General features: G+C 66.1%; 11 protein-coding genes. 4 read left to right on the top strand and 7 right to left on the bottom strand.

The window, feature by feature from the left end; genetic code table 11:
- Window positions 1-15 precede the first annotated feature (15 nt).
- Both FFI87_RS33195 and FFI87_RS33200 read left to right on the top strand, forming a co-directional pair.
- On the top strand, window positions 16-3,834 hold the full coding sequence (locus tag FFI87_RS33195; RefSeq protein WP_138850613.1) for an AMP-binding protein: 3,819 nt from the start codon (window positions 16-18) through the stop codon (window positions 3,832-3,834).
- An 11-nt stretch (window positions 3,835-3,845) separates the two neighbouring features.
- Window positions 3,846-5,984 carry a hypothetical protein gene (locus FFI87_RS33200; RefSeq protein WP_138850614.1) on the top strand — a complete coding sequence of 713 codons (2,139 nt, stop codon included), beginning with the start codon at window positions 3,846-3,848 and terminating at the stop codon, window positions 5,982-5,984.
- Window positions 5,985-6,163: 179 nt separating this feature from the next.
- Here the strand turns inward: FFI87_RS33200 and FFI87_RS33205 are convergent, their stop codons facing one another.
- The 5 genes from FFI87_RS33205 to FFI87_RS33225 form a co-directional block, all read right to left on the bottom strand.
- Window positions 6,164-7,018: a 3-hydroxybutyryl-CoA dehydrogenase gene (locus tag FFI87_RS33205; protein ID WP_012371924.1), complete on the bottom strand. Its 855-nt coding sequence runs from the start codon at window positions 7,016-7,018 to the stop codon at window positions 6,164-6,166.
- Between the two features lie 38 nt (window positions 7,019-7,056).
- Entirely contained in the window at window positions 7,057-8,250 is a 1,194-nt protein-coding gene (gene bktB, locus FFI87_RS33210; protein ID WP_138850615.1) for a beta-ketothiolase BktB, read from the bottom strand.
- A gap of 47 nt (window positions 8,251-8,297) precedes the next feature.
- On the bottom strand, window positions 8,298-9,926 hold the full coding sequence (locus FFI87_RS33215; RefSeq protein ID WP_409995138.1) for an electron transfer flavoprotein-ubiquinone oxidoreductase: 1,629 nt from the start codon (window positions 9,924-9,926) through the stop codon (window positions 8,298-8,300).
- A gap of 79 nt (window positions 9,927-10,005) precedes the next feature.
- A complete protein-coding gene (locus FFI87_RS33220) occupies window positions 10,006-11,796 on the bottom strand; it encodes an acyl-CoA dehydrogenase (RefSeq protein ID WP_138850617.1) in 1,791 nt (596 codons plus the stop codon).
- 491 nt (window positions 11,797-12,287) lie between these two features.
- Window positions 12,288-13,205, bottom strand: a complete 918-nt coding sequence (locus FFI87_RS33225; protein WP_138850618.1) for a LysR family transcriptional regulator — start codon at window positions 13,203-13,205, stop codon at window positions 12,288-12,290.
- 139 nt (window positions 13,206-13,344) lie between these two features.
- On the opposite strand from FFI87_RS33225, the gene FFI87_RS33230 reads away from it, so the two are divergent.
- Together FFI87_RS33230 and FFI87_RS33235 are read left to right on the top strand one after the other, a co-directional pair.
- Entirely contained in the window at window positions 13,345-14,109 is a 765-nt protein-coding gene (locus tag FFI87_RS33230; protein WP_012371929.1) for an SDR family NAD(P)-dependent oxidoreductase, read from the top strand.
- Between the two features lie 74 nt (window positions 14,110-14,183).
- Complete coding sequence (locus FFI87_RS33235) at window positions 14,184-14,891, top strand: pirin family protein (protein WP_138850619.1); 708 nt, start codon at window positions 14,184-14,186, stop codon at window positions 14,889-14,891.
- Window positions 14,892-14,968: 77 nt separating this feature from the next.
- Here FFI87_RS33235 and FFI87_RS33240 read toward each other — a convergent pair whose 3' ends face one another.
- Together FFI87_RS33240 and FFI87_RS33245 are read right to left on the bottom strand one after the other, a co-directional pair.
- Window positions 14,969-15,565, bottom strand: a complete 597-nt coding sequence (locus FFI87_RS33240) for an NADPH-dependent F420 reductase (RefSeq protein WP_138850620.1) — start codon at window positions 15,563-15,565, stop codon at window positions 14,969-14,971.
- A gap of 27 nt (window positions 15,566-15,592) precedes the next feature.
- Window positions 15,593-16,360 carry an SDR family NAD(P)-dependent oxidoreductase gene (locus FFI87_RS33245; protein WP_138850621.1) on the bottom strand — a complete coding sequence of 256 codons (768 nt, stop codon included), beginning with the start codon at window positions 16,358-16,360 and terminating at the stop codon, window positions 15,593-15,595.
- Between the last annotated feature and the right edge of the window lie 6 nt (window positions 16,361-16,366).

The following is a 16,366-nucleotide window of genomic DNA, read 5'->3' on the forward strand; positions in this document are numbered from 1 at the left end:
ACTTCCGACGACATCATGACCACTGCGACCTCGCCGACCACGCTTAGCGAATTGCTTCAGAACCGGGCCGCCACACTCGGCGACAAAACCGCCTACGTGTTCCTGAGCGGCCCGCCCGAACAGGAACAGGCCGAATCGATGACCTTCGCGGAACTCGACGCACACGCTCGCCGGGTCGCCGCGCTGCTGCAGCAGAACGCGATCGACATCGGCGACCGGGTCCTGCTGCTGTGCCGGCCGGGGCTCGACTATGTCAGCGCCTTCATGGGGTGCCTGTATGCGGGCGCGATCGCAGTTCCCGCCTACCCGCCGCGCAACAGGCAGCATATGGTGCGGATCGCCGGCATCGTCGAGAACGCAGGCGCGAACACGATTCTGTGTTCGGCCGAGGACCATGCGCGCTGCGCGACCTGGCTCGCCGATACCGACGCATCCGGCAGCACGCTGCTCGACGTCGGAGGCGCGCAGGCGCTGGATCCCGTGCCTTCGCCCGCCAGCGTGCAGCCATCCCGAATCGCCTTTCTGCAATACACGTCGGGAACCACCGGTAGCCCCAAGGGCGTGATGGTGTCGCACGGCAACCTGATGCATAACCTGGGGCTGATGCGCGAATGGCTCGCCTACGACGAGCAGAGCACGATCGTCAGCTGGCTGCCGCCATACCACGACATGGGCCTGATCGGCGTGATCCTGACGTCGCTCTACGGCGGCTTCCGGAGCGTGCTGATGGCCCCGGAACGCTTCATCCAGCATCCGTACCTGTGGTTGCGTGCGATCAGCCAGTACCGTGCGGATCTGACGGGCGCTCCGGATTTCGCATACCGGATGTGCTGCCGGCGGATCTCCGACGAACAGCTGGCGACGCTCGACCTGTCGTGCGTGCGGGTCGCCTATAACGGCGCCGAGTCGGTGCGCGCCAGCACCTTGACTGATTTTGCGCAGCGCTTCGCCGCCGCAGGCTTCGCTGCCGACGGCTTTCTGCCGTGCTACGGGCTGGCGGAGGGAACGCTGTACGTCGCCGGTCGCGCGAAGCAGCATCCGATCCGGACGCTATGCGTCGACCAGGCTGCGCTCCAGCGGCAAGCCGTGGTGCTGCGCCGCGAATTCCTGGGCGTGTCGCCGCAGCCGCTGGATCGTCCGGGCGAACGGGTCCTGGTCGGCGTGGGTCGCACTGACGGCGAACAACACGTGATCGTGCGCGACCTGGAGACGAACGAGCGTTGCGCCGATCGGACCATCGGCGAAATCTGCGTGGCCGGCCCGAGCGTCGCCGCCGGCTACTGGCATCTGGACGAGCAGACGCATTCGACCTTCCAGCACAGTCTGGCGGGCCATCGGGATCAGGTGTTCATGCGCACCGGCGATCTCGGCTTCATTCTGGGCGACGAGCTTTACGTCACCGGCCGGCTCAAGGACATGGTGATCCTGGCCGGCCGCAACTACTACTCGGAAGACATCGAGTACGCGCTGATCGTCGGCGTGCCGGAACTCGTGCCGAACGGTTGCGCGGCCTTCATGGACGACCAGGTCGACGCGGAGCGCCTGATCGTCGTGGCGGAAGTCGAGCGCACACAGCGCAAGGGCAATCTCGACAGCTTCATCGACGCGATTCGCCAGGCTATCTGGAACCGCCTCGACATCGGCCCGAGCGCGATCGTGCTGGTGTCGCCCGGCAGCGTGCCGAAAACGTCGAGCGGCAAGGTGCGCCGCAGCACGTGCCGCACGCAGCTGCACGACGACGCGCTGACGATCCTCGCGCAGTGGGACGTCGAGGGCGGTGTACATACGCCCGCGCCCGATCGCCGGCAGCCCGCACGCCCGACAGCTGTTGCCGACCAGCCGGCGGCCAACGATCGCCGGCGTGATGAAAGCGCCACCGTCGACGAACTGAACGACTGGCTCAGGCACTACGCGCGCACGCGGATCGATTCGCGAACCATGGACGAGCGTCGCACCATTCCGCCGCACGTCGTGCTCGATTTCGGGAATCGGGGCCTGCTCGGCATGCCGATCGACCGTTCACATGGCGGCCTCGGCCTCGGCCAGCGCGACATGTTGCGCGTGTTCGCGCAGCTGGCCGCGATCGATTCGACGCTGGCTTTCTTTGTCGCCCTGAACAACACGCTCGGGATCCTGCCGATCATGCAGCATGCGCAGCCACCATTGCGCGAGGAATTGCTGCCGAGCCTCGCGAGCGGTCGGATGCTCGCCGCATTCGCGATCACGGAGCCGGCCGCGGGCTCGCATGTGCGCGCGATTGCCTCCCGCGCACAGCGCACCGGGTCCGGCGACTGGCTGGTCACGGGGAACAAGCGCTGGAGCGGCTCATCCGCCTGGGCGGGAATCATCAACGTGTTCGCGAGGCAGGCCGACGGCACCGGAATGGTCGGATTGGCGGTGCGCCCCGGCACGCCAGGCGTGCGGATCGGTGCCGAGGAGCTGACGATGGGCGTGCGCGGCATGATCCAGAATTCGCTCCATCTGGATCGGGCACGAATCAGCGACGCATACCGGCTCGGCGACATCGGCCAGGGGATGCTCGTGGCGCAGCACGCGATGAACATTGCACGCCTTGGCATCGCTGCCGTTTGCGTGGGCGGAATGAGACGCTGTGCGCAGCTGATGCATCGCTACGGAGCGCGGCGCCAGGTCGGCACCGGCCTCCTGCTGGACAACCCGCTGAGCCGCCTGCGCCTGGGCGAGCTGCGTGACCGCATCGACGGGCTCAATGCGCTGGTCGAGCACCTGGCCACGGAACTGGACCTCGGCGTCGCGCTGCCTGAAGACTGTCTCCTGATTTCGAAGATTCTCGGCTCCGAGCTGCTGTCGCAATCCGCTGACGAGATGATGCAGTTCCTGGGTGGCCGCGGTTATATCGAGACCAACCTGGCGCCGCAGATCTTCCGGGACGCGCGCCTGACCCGCATCTTCGAAGGGCCGACGGAAACGCTGCTGGTTCACCTGGGCAGTCGTCTGCTCAACGGGAGCGACGATTTGCTGCGTTATCTGGAGAGTGCGCTGAGCGCCGGTGCGCTGGCCAGGGAACTGCGCGAACTGGGCGCACAGCTGGCGCAAGACGGGCTCGCCAATGCGTCGAAACTCGGCGGCACCGCGCACGCGGCCGTGTGGGTCAATTATTGGCTCGGCACGATCGCGCAATGGGGATTGCTGCTGGCGGTGACCGAACGCGCGGCTGCGCAGCAGCGCATCGGCGACGGCACGCTGCGCTGGGCGCAGAGCCAGTACGAACTCGCGATCGAGGCGGCGCAACGGCAGGTCGGCCTGCGATCTGCCTTGTCCACGACAGTGGAATTGAACGACTGGGCAGCGCGCATCGGGTTCGAGATCGGCTCGATCGAGCAAACGATCCCGGGCGCAAGCCAACTCGTCGATCCGTTGCTGGACGCCGATGCCGACGCGCGTTCGGTCTCCCGCGCGCCCGACGCGCCAGCCGGCGAAGACGCCGGTTCGGCCGCAACCCCGATCGTGAGTGAGCCGGCAAGCCTGCTCGATCGCCAGCAGATTCATGCCGTCGAACAATGGCTCATCGCGTGGCTGGGCGAGCGCCTCAAGCACCGCAAGCTTCGATTGACGCGCGAGTCGACGTTCGCCGAAATCGGCTTCGACTCGATCCTCGCCGTCGAAATGACGATCGTTTTCAGCGAGACGTTCAGCGTGACCGTCGATCCGTCCGCGGTCTGGGACTACCCGTCCATTCGCGCGCTGGCCGCCCATCTCGCGCCCCGGACTCACGGCGCCGCGCCGGCCGTTGCCGTAGCGCACGCCGATTCGGATGCATCTTCATCCATTGCAGCGCAACCTTCGACCCTGTGAGACCGTCCAACATGCACGCCCGATTCGACCTTGGTGATTCCACCACCGCACTGGCCCGGCAGCTCGAACACTATCTCGACGCCTATCCCGACGAAACACGCACATTGCTCGGCCTGTCGGCCGGCACCACGATCGGCGTCGAGGTGCTCGACATGGAGCTGCCGGTCAAGCTCGAGCAACACACGCATGCAGCCACGTTGCGCATCGGCCGACACGACGCTCAGCGCGTGATGGCCTATACACGCAGTTGCAACTGGGCGAACGGTATCGTGCTGGTGCCGACGCTGGCGCGTCTGGTGTTTGCCGGCGCGTTCCGCGGCCTGCGGGCCGGAGCGCCCCGCGCGATGCGCGCGTTCGCAAAATCCCGCCAGCCCGACCCGACCCGTAACCTGGGGGTTCTGTGGGGCGCCCTCAACCTGTTGAGCCTGGCCGGCTGGTTGACCCTCGATCGCGGCGACGAAGACGCCGAATATGCGCTCACCCCGGCCGGTGAATATGTCGTCGCGTGCGTCGAGCACACCCGTCCGCTGTTCGAGCAACTGGCGAGTGCCACGTCGGTGCTCCAGCATCTGCACGCCCTGTGTCATCGAACGCGCATGGCGGCCGACGACAGCGTGCTGTATGCACAGCTCGCGCGGATCTGCATAGCGGGTTGGCCGGAGCTTCCGATTCCGGCCACCGATCTGGAGCGCCAGGTGAATGGACAGCTGCGCACGGCGATGGACGGCCTGTTGCTCGGCCCGACCTGGGTCGCGCTCGATATGCCGGTATTCGACAGGCAGCCGGATGGCCAGTACACGCAATCGGCGCCCGGAATCCTCGGCAAGCTCGACCAGCAGCCCGAAGGGGTCGCGGTCGGCGCCTGGACGCAGGCTGATCCTGTCGTGCTGCACGCGGCATGGGCGCTGATGTGCAAGTTCGGCATGGCGGAAATCGATCGGGAGAAGGTGCGCCTCACCGAGGCGGGCCGGATTCACCGTCCGATTGCCGCCCCTTACGCGGGGTTGCCCGCGTCCTATCTGCGTTCGTATGCGTTGCTCGACGAACTCCTGTTCCGCGACCCCGATCCGCTCGATATCGATAGCGACGGCCACATCGATCGCGTGATGAACGTGTATGCGTCGAGCGGCGCCGGGTCCGGGCCGGCGTCGCAGGAAATCACGACAAAAATCCTGCGCAAGTTGTTCGACGACACGCCGCTGGATCGCCAGCCGGCCGGCATCGCCGACATGGGCTGCGGCGACGGCAGCGCGCTGAAGCGCCTGGCGGAATACGTCATTACGTCGACGCGGCGCGGCCGGCACCTCGCGGCCTATCCGCTGCTCGTGATCGGCGCGGACTACAACGAATCCGCGCGCGGCCGCGCAGCCGCCACGCTGTCTGCGCTGAGAGACATCTCCGGCGTGCAGGTACGCGTGATCGCCGCCGACATTTCCCAGCCCGACCGCTACGACGAAGCCGTGGCCGAAAGCGGCCTGACCGTCAGACAGCCGGACGGCAGCGTGCGCCCGGCGCGATTGAGCGACTTGTTGCATACCTTCATGTTCCTGGTCCACAACCGCCGGCTGAGCATCCGTCGCAAGGACGCCGCCGAAGCGATCCTCGAGAGCCATCTCCGCACCGTCGATCGAGCACGCCTGCGCGCGGTTATCGATCAGCACTATGCGGGCGTCCTGACGGTATCTGATCAGGCCGAGTTGCCGATCGCGCTCGACCAGATCAAGCTTGCGTTCAAGGTGGCGTATAGCGATGCGGAAGGCCTTGTTCCCGGTTACGTGGCGGCTGCGGATCTCATCGACTTCCTGACCCGCTGGAAGCGCCACGCGAAGCATGGCTTTCTCATCGTGGAAGGGCATAGCCCGTGGGCGGAGAATCTTTGCGCGCGTGCGCCGGGCGGGCCGGACACGTGGTTGCGCACCGAACAGCTTCCGTCGGTGTTCAACTGGGGCATGCATTTCGTGTCGCGCCAATTCATGGCGCCGTTCAACGAATTCACACTCGCGTTGACCCTGGCTGGCCTGCGCCCCGACAGCCCGATTTATGGGCGGATTCATCCGGAGGGGTTCCCGGCGCCGGATCTGCTGAGCGACTATCGATTCTTCAGTATCGCAAACTATGTTGCCGATGCCGGCAACGCCGTTTCCGGCTAACGGTCCGTTCGGCGCCACGCAGCGTGCGGCTACGCCGCGAATGGCGTCAAGAAAACACCCCGGAGGCCGGATCGAGATCCGGCCTCCGGGGTGCGGTGCCAAACCTGCCTTCACGCCGGTTTCATGCCGTCGCCGGATTCACGCGGAAGCGTACACGCCACCCGCGCCCGACGCTCGCATCATGCGCTGTAGTCGTACACCCCACGCCCCGTCTTGCGCCCCAGCCTTCCTGCCGACACCATCTCGCGCAGCAGCGGGCACGCACGATACTTCGTGTCGCCGAAGTCCTTCAGGAACACGTCCATCACCGCGAGGCACACGTCGAGCCCGACGAGATCGGCCAGCGCGAGCGGCCCGATCGGATGGTTCGCACCGAGCTTCATCCCCGCGTCGATCTCCTCGGCCGATGCGATGCCTTCGGCCAGCACGAAGAACGCTTCGTTGATCATCGGCACGAGGATCCGGTTCACGACGAAGCCCGGCGCGTTGCGCACGCCGATCGGCGACTTGTCGAAACGCTCGGTGAGCGCGCGCACCGCCGACGCGGTCGCGTCGCTCGTCTGCAGCCCGCGGATGATCTCGACGAGCGGCATCAGCGGCACCGGATTGAAGAAGTGCATGCCGACGAAGCGCGACGGCTCGGCAAGCAGCGCCGCGAGCGCGGTGATCGAGATCGACGACGTGTTGGTCGCGATGATCGCATCGGGCCGCGCGACCGCTTCGATCTGCTTCAGGATGCGGCTCTTCAGCTCGACGTTCTCGGTCGCGGCTTCGATCACGATGTCGACCGCGGCGAGCTTCGCGTAATCGGTCGACGTCGTGATGCGCGCGAGCGCGGCGTCGCGTGCGCCGGCGTCGAGCTTCTCCTTCGACACGAGCCGCTCGAGGCTGCCCTTCAGCGCGGCGACGCCCTTGTCGAGGGCCGCATCGGTGACGTCGATCATCACGACGTTGAGTCCTGCAACGGCGGCGGTTTGCGCAATGCCGTTGCCCATGGTTCCGGCGCCCACGACGCCGACGGTTTCGATGGCCATGACGATTCCTGTATGTTCGGGTGCTGAGCGTTCGATTATCAGATGTTCTCGAAGATCGCCGCAATGCCCTGGCCGCCACCGATACACATCGTCACGAGCGCATAACGCCCGCCGATGCGCTTCAGCTCGTACAGCGCCTTGACCGTGATCAACGCACCCGTCGCGCCGATCGGGTGACCGAGCGAAATACCCGACCCGTTCGGGTTGACCTTGGCCGGATCGAGACCGAGCTCCTGCGTGACCGCGCACGCCTGGGCCGCGAACGCCTCGTTCGCCTCGATCACGTCGAGATCGGTGATCTTCAGGCCCGCGCGCTCGAGCGCCTTCTGCGTGGCCGGCACGGGGCCGATGCCCATGTACGCCGGATCGACGCCCGCATGCGCATACGCGACCAGACGCGCGAGCGGCTTCACGCCCTGCGCACGCGCGGCATCCGCGCTCATCATCAGCACCGCGGCGGCCGCATCGTTGATCCCCGACGCGTTGCCGGCCGTCACCGTGCCGTCCTCCTTCGCGAACACCGGCTTCAGCTTGGAGAAATCGTCCGGGCCCGCGTCGTGCCGCACGTGCTCGTCGGTGTCGAACGCGACCTCGCCCTTCTTCGTGCGGATCGAGATCGGCAGGATCTGATCCTTGAAGCGGCCTTCGGCGATCGCGCGCGCCGCGCGACGATGCGATTCGAGTGCGAGCGCATCCTGCGCATCACGCGAAATGCCGTACTTGCGTGCGACGTTCTCGGCCGTCACGCCCATGTGGATCGTTTGGAACGGGTCGTGCAGCGCGCCGAGCATCATGTCGACGAGCTTCGCGTCGCCCATGCGCTGGCCGAAGCGCGCGGCCGGCACCGTGTACGGTGCGCGGCTCATGCTCTCCGAGCCGCCGCCGATCGCGATGTCGGCATCGCCGAGCATGATCGTCTGCGCGGCCGACACGATCGCCTGCAGGCCCGAGCCGCACAGACGGTTCACGGTCAGCGCCGGCGTGTGCTGCGCAACGCCGCCGTTGATCGCCGCGACACGCGCGAGATACATGTCCTTCGGCTCGGTGTTCACGACGTGGCCGAACACGACATGCCCGACCGCATCGCCCGACACGTTCGCGCGCGACAGCACTTCGCTCACGACCTTCGCGCCGAGATCGGTCGGCGAGAAATCCTTCAGGCTTCCGCCGAAATCGCCGATCGCGGTACGGACACCGCTCACCACCACGACTTCCTTCGCTGCATTGCTCATCGTCTCACTCCGGTTCGTTCGCGCCCGCGGGCGCGGGATGCGTTGCGTTACATGTTCGGGTAATTCGGCCCGCCGCCACCTTCCGGCGTGACCCACACGATGTTCTGCGTCGGGTCCTTGATGTCGCAGGTCTTGCAGTGCACGCAGTTCTGCGCGTTGATCACCAGGCGATCGCCGCCATCGTCGTTCTTCACGAACTCGTACACCGCCGCCGGGCAGAAGCGGGCCTCCGGCCCCGCGTACGTGCGCAGGTTCACGTTCACCGGCACGTTCGCGTCTTTCAGCGTCAGATGCGCCGGCTGGTTCTCCTCGTGGTTCGTGTTCGAGATGAACACCGACGACAGCCGGTCGAACGTCAGCTTGCCGTCCGGCTTCGGATACTCGATCGGCGTGCATTGCGATGCCGGCTTCAGCATCTCGTGGTCCGCATGCTTGTGATGCAGCGTCCACGGCACGTTGCCACCCATCACCTTCTGCTCGAGCCCAACCATCAGCGTGCCGAGATACAGCCCCTTGGCCATCCACTGCTTGAAGTTGCGCGCGCGGTACAGCTCCGTGTACAGCCACGATTGCTTGAAGGCGTCCGGATAGGCGTTGAGCTCGTCGCTCTGGCGGCCGGCCTGCACCGCGTCGAACGCGGCATCGGCCGCCAGCATGCCGGTCTTGATCGCCGCGTGGCTGCCCTTGATTCGCGACGCGTTCAGGAAGCCCGCGTCGTCGCCGATCAGCGCGCCGCCCGGGAACACCGTCTTCGGCAGCGACAGCAGTCCGCCCGCCGTGATCGCGCGCGCGCCGTACGACACGCGCTTGCCGCCCTCCAGGAACGCGCGGATCGACGGATGCGTCTTGTAGCGCTGGAATTCCTCGAACGGCGACAGGTACGGGTTCGTGTAGCCCAGGCCCACCACGAAGCCGACCACGACCTGGTTGTTGTCCATGTGATACAGGAACGAGCCGCCGTACGTATCGGACTTCAGCGGCCAGCCGGCCGTGTGGATCACGAGGCCCGGCTTGTGCTTCGCCGGGTCGATTTCCCACAGCTCCTTGATGCCGATCCCGTACGCCTGCGGATCCGCGTTCGCGTCGAGCTTGAACTTCGAGATCAGCTGGCGGCCCAGATGGCCGCGGCAGCCTTCGGCGAACAGCGTGTACTTCGCGTGCAGCTCCATGCCGAGCTGGAAGTTCTCGGTCGGCTCGCCGTCCTTGCCCACGCCCATGTTGCCGGTGGCGACGCCCTTCACCGAGCCGTCGTCGTTGTAGAGAATCTCGGCAGCCGGGAAGCCCGGGAAGATCTCGACGCCCAGCGCTTCCGCCTGCGCCCCAAGCCAGCGCGTGACGTTGCCCAGCGAGATCACGTAGTTGCCGTGGTTCTGGAAGTTGGCGGGCAGCGCCCAGTTGGGCGTCGTGACCGCGCCCGTCTCGGACAGAAACAGGAAGCGGTCTTCCGTCACCGCGACGTCTAGCGGCGCGCCGCGTTCCTTCCAGTCGGGGAACAGCTCGGTGATCGCGCGCGGATCCATCACCGCACCTGACAGGATGTGCGCGCCGATCTCGGAACCCTTCTCGAGTACGCACACGCCGATCTCGGTGCCTTTCTCGGCGGCCAGCTGCTTGAGCCGGATCGCCGCCGACAGCCCGGCGGGGCCGCCGCCGACGATCACGACGTCGTATTCCATCGATTCGCGCGGGCCGTATTGCGCGAGCAAGTCCTGTGTGGTCAAAATCCTGTCTCCTCCTGCGCCCCGACCGTTACGGTCAGAACTGGTCTTCCGTCAACGCGAGCACGCTCTCGCTGCCCTTCGCGCCGACGATCGATGCTTCGAGCGCGCCGGCCTGCACGAGGACGTGTTCCGCATAGCATTGTGCGATCGCGATCTTCGCATCGTGGAACGCCGTGTCGTGCGCGCGGTTCGCGTGCGCCGCCAGCAGCGCGCGCGCCATTTGCCATCCGCACAGCACCACGCCCGCCAGCTTCAGGTACGGCACGCTGCCGGCGAACACCGCGTTCGGGTCCTGCTTCGCGTTCGCGAGCACGTAGTCCACCACCGACGACAGCGCGCGCGCGCCCTTCTCCAGCTGCGCCTTCATCGACGCGGCCGCCGCGCCGTCGAGCTTGCCGAGCGCCGCAACCGTGTCGCCGATCTCCGCGATCAGCGCCTTCGCGACCGCGCCGCCGTCGCGCAGCGTCTTGCGGCCGACGAGGTCGTTCGCCTGGATCGCGGTCGTGCCTTCGTAGATCGCCAGGATCCGCGCATCGCGGTAGTACTGCGCCGCGCCGGTTTCCTCGATGAAGCCCATCCCGCCGTGCACCTGCACGCCCAGGCTCGCCACGTCGTTCACCATCTCGGTGCTCCAGCCCTTCACGACCGGCACCAGATATTCGTAGATTGCCTGATGACGCGTACGCGTCGCCTCGTCCGAATGGCGGTGGGCAATGTCGCTGTGCGCGGCAGCCACGTATGCGAGCGCGCGAGCGCCTTCGGTCAGCGCGCGCATCGTGCCGAGCATCCGGCGCACGTCCGGGTGATGGATGATCGTCACCGACTGCTTCGCCGAGCCGTCGACCGGGCGGCTCTGCACGCGCTCCTTCGCGAATGCCGCGGCCTTCTGGTATGCGCGGTCGGCCACGCCGATCCCCTGCATCCCGACGCCGAAGCGCGCGGCGTTCATCATGATGAACATGTATTCGAGGCCGCGGTTCTCCTCGCCGACCAGGTAGCCGACCGCGCCGCCGTGGTCGCCGTATTGCAGCACCGCCGTCGGGCTCGCCTTGATCCCGAGCTTGTGCTCGATCGACACGCAGTGCACGTCGTTGCGTGCGCCCAGCGAACCGTCGTCGTTGACCATGAACTTCGGCACGATGAACAGCGAGATGCCCTTCACGCCTTCCGGCGCGTTCGGCGTGCGCGCGAGCACCAGGTGGACGATGTTGTCCGCCATGTCGTGCTCGCCCCACGTGATGAAGATCTTGGTGCCGAATACCTTGTACGTGCCGTCGCCCTGCGGCTCCGCGCGCGAGCGCACCAGCGCCAGGTCCGAACCGGCCTGCGGCTCGGTCAGGTTCATCGTGCCCGTCCATTCGCCCGAGATCAGCTTCGGCACGTAGCGCTGCTTCTGCTCGTCGGTGCCGGCCGTCAGCAGCGCCTCGATCGCGCCGTCGGTGAGCAGCGGGCACAGCGCGAACGACAGGTTCGATGCGTTCAGCATCTCGATGCACGGCGTCGCGATCAGCTTCGGCAGCCCCTGGCCGTCGTATTCGGTCGGATGCTGCAGGCCCTGCCAGCCGCCTTCGACGAACTGGCGGAACGCCGCGCCGAAGCCGGGCGTCGCCGTCACGACGCCGTCCTTCCAGCTGCTCGGGTTGCGGTCGCCCTCGACGTTCAGCGGCGCCAGCACCTCGCCGCAGAATTTCGCGGATTCCTCGAGCACGGCCTGCGCCGTGTCGTAGCCGGCTTCCTCGAAGCCGGGCAACTGCGCAACGTTGTCGATGCCCGCGAGTTCCTTCAGCACGAACAGCATGTCCTTGACAGGGGCGTTATAGCTCATGGTCGATGTTCCAATCAGGCGTTGAATGAGGCGCGCGGCCCGGGCGGCTGCGGCAAAACCGGCCAGCGCCAGGCGACGTCGTGACCCCATCGTACTGCTGCGGCGGCGGTTTCTCATTGTCATATCCGGCCCACATGGTGACAAAATCGGCCACGGGATGTGCGGGGCGATGCTGGAAACGGCCGGCCCGGAGCGGCTTGGCGGATGGCGGTTTTCGGAGAAAGGGCGTGCAATTGGCGTGCCGCCGTGGCCCGCGCTGGTGGGGCCGGAGTGGTCGAACCGGCCGATTCCGGCTCCGTTCAGTACCGACCGTCCGGAGAAACGCGAACTCGCACGGATGGACACCCACCTCCCTGGTCGACCCGATCGGCGAACCGGAAGTCGGCTGTCGGCTGTCGGCTGTCGACTATCGGCTACGCGATCGATTGCACCGGCTTTGTTATCGTTGCATGAGCGCAATGAAGCGCTCGACCAGACCGCCTGCCGCAACATCACTTCGGCCATCGCCAGACTGGATCGCTCAGATGCTCGGCGAAGTAGTCGGACAGCGCCGTCACCTTCGCGGGCCGCGCCCGCGCCGACGGCGTAACGAAATAAAGACCGCCCTTCGTCAGCGACCAGTCGGTGAGGATCGCCTCGAGACGGCCGTCAGCCAGATATTCGCCCGCGATGAACTCGGGCAGCTCGGCGATCGCCAGGCCATCGAGCAGCGTGGACAACAGCGCATCGGCGTTCGTTACTCGCAGCGGGCCCGTCGGCATGACCGGCTCCTCGTCGCCCACGTCGTTCGTGAAGCGCCATACGGCGCTGCGCGCGCGATACGCGTACGAGAGGCAAGGACGATCCGCCAGCTCGCGCGGATGCGTGGGTCGCCCTTCGCGCCGCAAATATTCCGGCGACGCCACCACGAATTGCGTGACGGCGCACAGCCGCCGCGCGACCAGCGACGAATCCGGCAGCGCGGCGATACGCAACGCGGCGTCGAATCCCTCGGCGATCAGATCGACCGACGCATCCGATAAATGCAGGTCGATCGACACTTCCGGATAGGCGCGAAAGAAGCCCGGCAGCAACGGCGCGACCCAGCGCAGCCCGAACGACATCGGCACAGCGAGACGCACCAGCCCGCGCGGCTGCACCGACATCTCGCGCGCCGAGCTTTCCGCCTCCTCGGCCCGGCGATAGATCTCGCCGGCTTGCTCGCTGATCGTCCGACCGAACTCGGTGAGCGACAGCTGGCGCGACGTGCGATTGAAAAGCCGCGCGCCCAGCCGGCTCTCCAGACGGGCCACACCGCGCGAGACGGTGGCGACGGACACCCCGGTCGCGCGCGCGGCAGCCGCAAACGACCCGTGCTCGGCCACCTTCGCGAACATCGCGAGCCCCTCGAAATCAGGCAGTTGCGCCACGTCCCCTCATCTTTGCATATCTGCAACGTTTGATTGCGATTAATTCTATTTCGAAATGATCGAGCCGTCGATATTCTCCTCACATCGCAGCACGCAACCGCGTCGCGAACATCACTGACCTAACGAAAGGAGCAATACCATGGCACGCAAACTCGACAACAAGATCGCACTCGTCACCGGCGCAACCAGCGGCATCGGTCTTGCCACGGCCCAACGTTTCGCGGCCGAAGGGGCGCACGTTTATCTCACGGGCCGGCGCCCGGCCGAACTCGATGCCGCCGTGACCGGCATTGTCGAAGCCGGCGGAAAGGCGACCGGCGTACGGTCGGATTCCACCCGGCTCGATGAGCTCGACGCGCTGTATGAACAAATCAAGAAGGAGCACGGGCGCCTGGACGTGCTGTTCGTGAACGCCGGCGGCGGTTCGATGCTGCCGCTTGGCAGCATTACCGAGGCGCACTACGACGAAACCTTCGACCGCAACGTGAAGGGCGTGCTGTTCACGGTGCAGAAGGCACTGCCGCTGCTCGCCGATGGCGCGTCGGTGATTCTGACCGGCTCGACCGCGGGCAGCGCGGGTACCGCTGCGTTCAGCGTGTATTCGGCTTCGAAGGCGGCAGTGCGGGCCTTCGCACGCAGCTGGATTCTCGACCTCAAGGAGCGCCATGTCCGCGTGAACACGATCAGCCCGGGCGCGACGCGCACGCCCGGCCTGCTCGATCTCGCCGGTGACGATGCGACTCAGCGTCAGGGGCTGGCCGATTACCTGGCTGCCCAGATCCCGATGGGGCGCCTTGGCGAGCCGGGCGAGATCGCGAGCGCGGCGCTGTTCCTGGCCTCGGACGACGCGAGCTTCGTGAACGGCATCGAATTGTTTGTCGATGGCGGCCAGCAACAGATCTGAGCGTGGCTCGGGTGCGGTGGACGCGTCTTCGACGATCGCACGCCGCGCCCGGCACACGCGTACCGAGTCCCGTCATGATTGAACGACGCGCTTTTCTGGCGCTTGCCGCAATCCGGCACGACGGTGTCGACGTCCGCCAGCATTTCCGCGTGAGCGAATCCGGGCACGCCGGCGAAGCGCCGCTCGGTCCGCTCGTCGTGTGGAACGACGTCGAGTTCGCGCCGTACTCGGGCTTCGGCCTGCGCGCTCACCGCGATGTCGAGATCGTCACGTGGGTACGTTCGGGCGCCATCACGCACGAAGACGACGCGGGCAATCGCGCGCGCCTGGTCGCCAATTCCGTCCATGTGGTGAGTGCCGGCGCGGCGATCCACTGCGCGGAGCGCAACGACGAAAATGTACCCGCGCGGCAATTCCAGATACGGCTACGTCCGCGCACACAGGCCAGTACGTCGCGCTGCGCGACGCGCGTCTGTTCGCTCGGATGTCGCGAGAGCCGATTCGTTACGCTGGCGAGTGGCGATCCGGAGGATGTCCGCGCCGGCGCATTGCCCATTCACGCCGACGCACGAATGCGTATCGCGACGCTGCGTGAAGGCGCGGCGATGCATCACGCTTTGCCGCTGTCCGGTTCTGCCTATCTGGTTGTGGAACATGGGCGCGTTGACGTGGGGCATATCACGCTGGCGCGACGCGACGGCATCACCATACGCGATGAAACGTGCGTTACGTTGAGAGCGAAAGACGACACGGATGTCGTGATTGTCGAACTCTTGCGCTAGGACAGATGCTTCATCAGAGCGCGCCGCGCCAGCGTTCGTTGTCATTTCCGGCGGAAATAGCCGGAAACGGTTGGTCATCAGTCGAACGTGATCAGGTCCTTGAAGATCAGTTGTCCCCACTTATTTCCGCGTGCGTGCACGAGCAGGCCACCGTCCGAAAGCCCACCCAGTTTGATTGGCGCGAAACCGAGTTTTTCGGCAAGCGCGCCGATCTCCGCTGCGGCGCCGTCATCGTCGCTCGCGAGGAACACGACTCTCCTGCCCCCATGTATGGCCGGGTCCTGGCCGAGGACGGCGGCCACCAGATGATTGAAGCCTTTCACCAGCCGGGCTCCGCTGAACGCGTTCGCGACGAAAGCAGAGGACGGAAGACCGCCCAGTTCCTCGAGCGGGGCCTGCGTGTTCATCGCGTCGACGACAGTCTTCCCCTTCCAGTCGCGCAGCGCTTTTGCAACCTCCGGGTGCGACTCGAAGCGGACAGCCAGAAAGATGATGTCCGCCCTGACGGCTTCCGCCAGGGTTTTGGGAATGATCGTGGGGCCGATCGCTGCCGCATCGGCCGCGAAGCTTTCCGGGGCGCGCGTGGTTGCAACGGCCACTTCGATGCCGTTGCGGGCGAACGCCCTGGCAAGTGCGTGGCCGACCTTGCCGAAGCCAATGATTGCGTAACGCATATGTTTCTCCTTCGTTTGTCGGCGCGGTCAGAGCTTGTAACCGCCGCTCGCTTCAATCGTCTGGCCGGTCACCCAATGGCCATCATCGGAGGCCAGGAACGCCACGACGGCGGCGATTTCCGAAGGCTCGCCAAAGCGGCCCAGCGCGATCTGGGCCTCGGCCGCCTTGACGAGTTCGGGATTCTCCCGAAAGGCGGCGTTCGCATCCGTTCGCGTGAAGCCCGGCGCGACGGCATTCGCGGTGATGCCACGCGGCCCCAGCTCGATGGCGAGCGTATGAGTCAGCGTATTGATGGCGGCTTTCGCCATTGAATAGACGGGTGCTGCGGTCACGGGCTTCGTGGCAGCGGCGGAAGAAATGTTGATGATGCGTGCGCCATCGGCGAGACGATCCAGCGCGGCCTGAATGATGAAGAACGGCGCGCGGGCGTAGACCGCCATCAGCGTGTCCCAGCTTTCCGGCGTTGCGTCCTTGAAGCCCAGCCAGCCGGTATTGCCGGCGTTGTTGACCAGAATGTCGAGCGCTCGGCTGCCGTTCCGCTGGCTGAACTCGTCGTCGAGTCTCTCGAACAAAGCCGGGACGGTCGCCGGATCAACGAGATCCGCGTGGATCGCGAATGCGGTGCCGCCCGCTTTCTCGATGGCTGCGATCGCCTCGTCCGCGCCGGATTTGCTGGCGTTGTAGGTAAGCGCGACGGTCGCACCGTCCTTTGCAAGGCGTTCGGCGATGGCGCGGCCGATGCCCCGCGATGCCCCGGTCACGAGCGCTGTCTTGCCCTTCAGGGATTGAGTCATTTGAGT

Source organism: Burkholderia sp. KBS0801, assembly GCF_005937855.2.
Taxonomy (GTDB): Bacteria; Pseudomonadota; Gammaproteobacteria; order Burkholderiales; family Burkholderiaceae; genus Burkholderia; species Burkholderia ambifaria.

Coding starts and splice junctions, on each gene's coding strand:
- FFI87_RS33195 (WP_138850613.1), top strand. CDS start 16: ATGACCACTGCGACCTCGCCGACCACGCTTAGCGAATTGCTTCAGAAC.
- FFI87_RS33200 (WP_138850614.1), top strand. CDS start 3,846: ATGCACGCCCGATTCGACCTTGGTGATTCCACCACCGCACTGGCCCGG.
- FFI87_RS33205 (WP_012371924.1), bottom strand. CDS start 7,018: ATGGCCATCGAAACCGTCGGCGTCGTGGGCGCCGGAACCATGGGCAAC.
- bktB (WP_138850615.1), bottom strand. CDS start 8,250: ATGAGCAATGCAGCGAAGGAAGTCGTGGTGGTGAGCGGTGTCCGTACC.
- FFI87_RS33215 (WP_409995138.1), bottom strand. CDS start 9,926: ATGGAATACGACGTCGTGATCGTCGGCGGCGGCCCCGCCGGGCTGTCG.
- FFI87_RS33220 (WP_138850617.1), bottom strand. CDS start 11,796: ATGAGCTATAACGCCCCTGTCAAGGACATGCTGTTCGTGCTGAAGGAA.
- FFI87_RS33230 (WP_012371929.1), top strand. CDS start 13,345: ATGGCACGCAAACTCGACAACAAGATCGCACTCGTCACCGGCGCAACC.
- FFI87_RS33235 (WP_138850619.1), top strand. CDS start 14,184: ATGATTGAACGACGCGCTTTTCTGGCGCTTGCCGCAATCCGGCACGAC.
- FFI87_RS33240 (WP_138850620.1), bottom strand. CDS start 15,565: ATGCGTTACGCAATCATTGGCTTCGGCAAGGTCGGCCACGCACTTGCC.
- FFI87_RS33245 (WP_138850621.1), bottom strand. CDS start 16,360: ATGACTCAATCCCTGAAGGGCAAGACAGCGCTCGTGACCGGGGCATCG.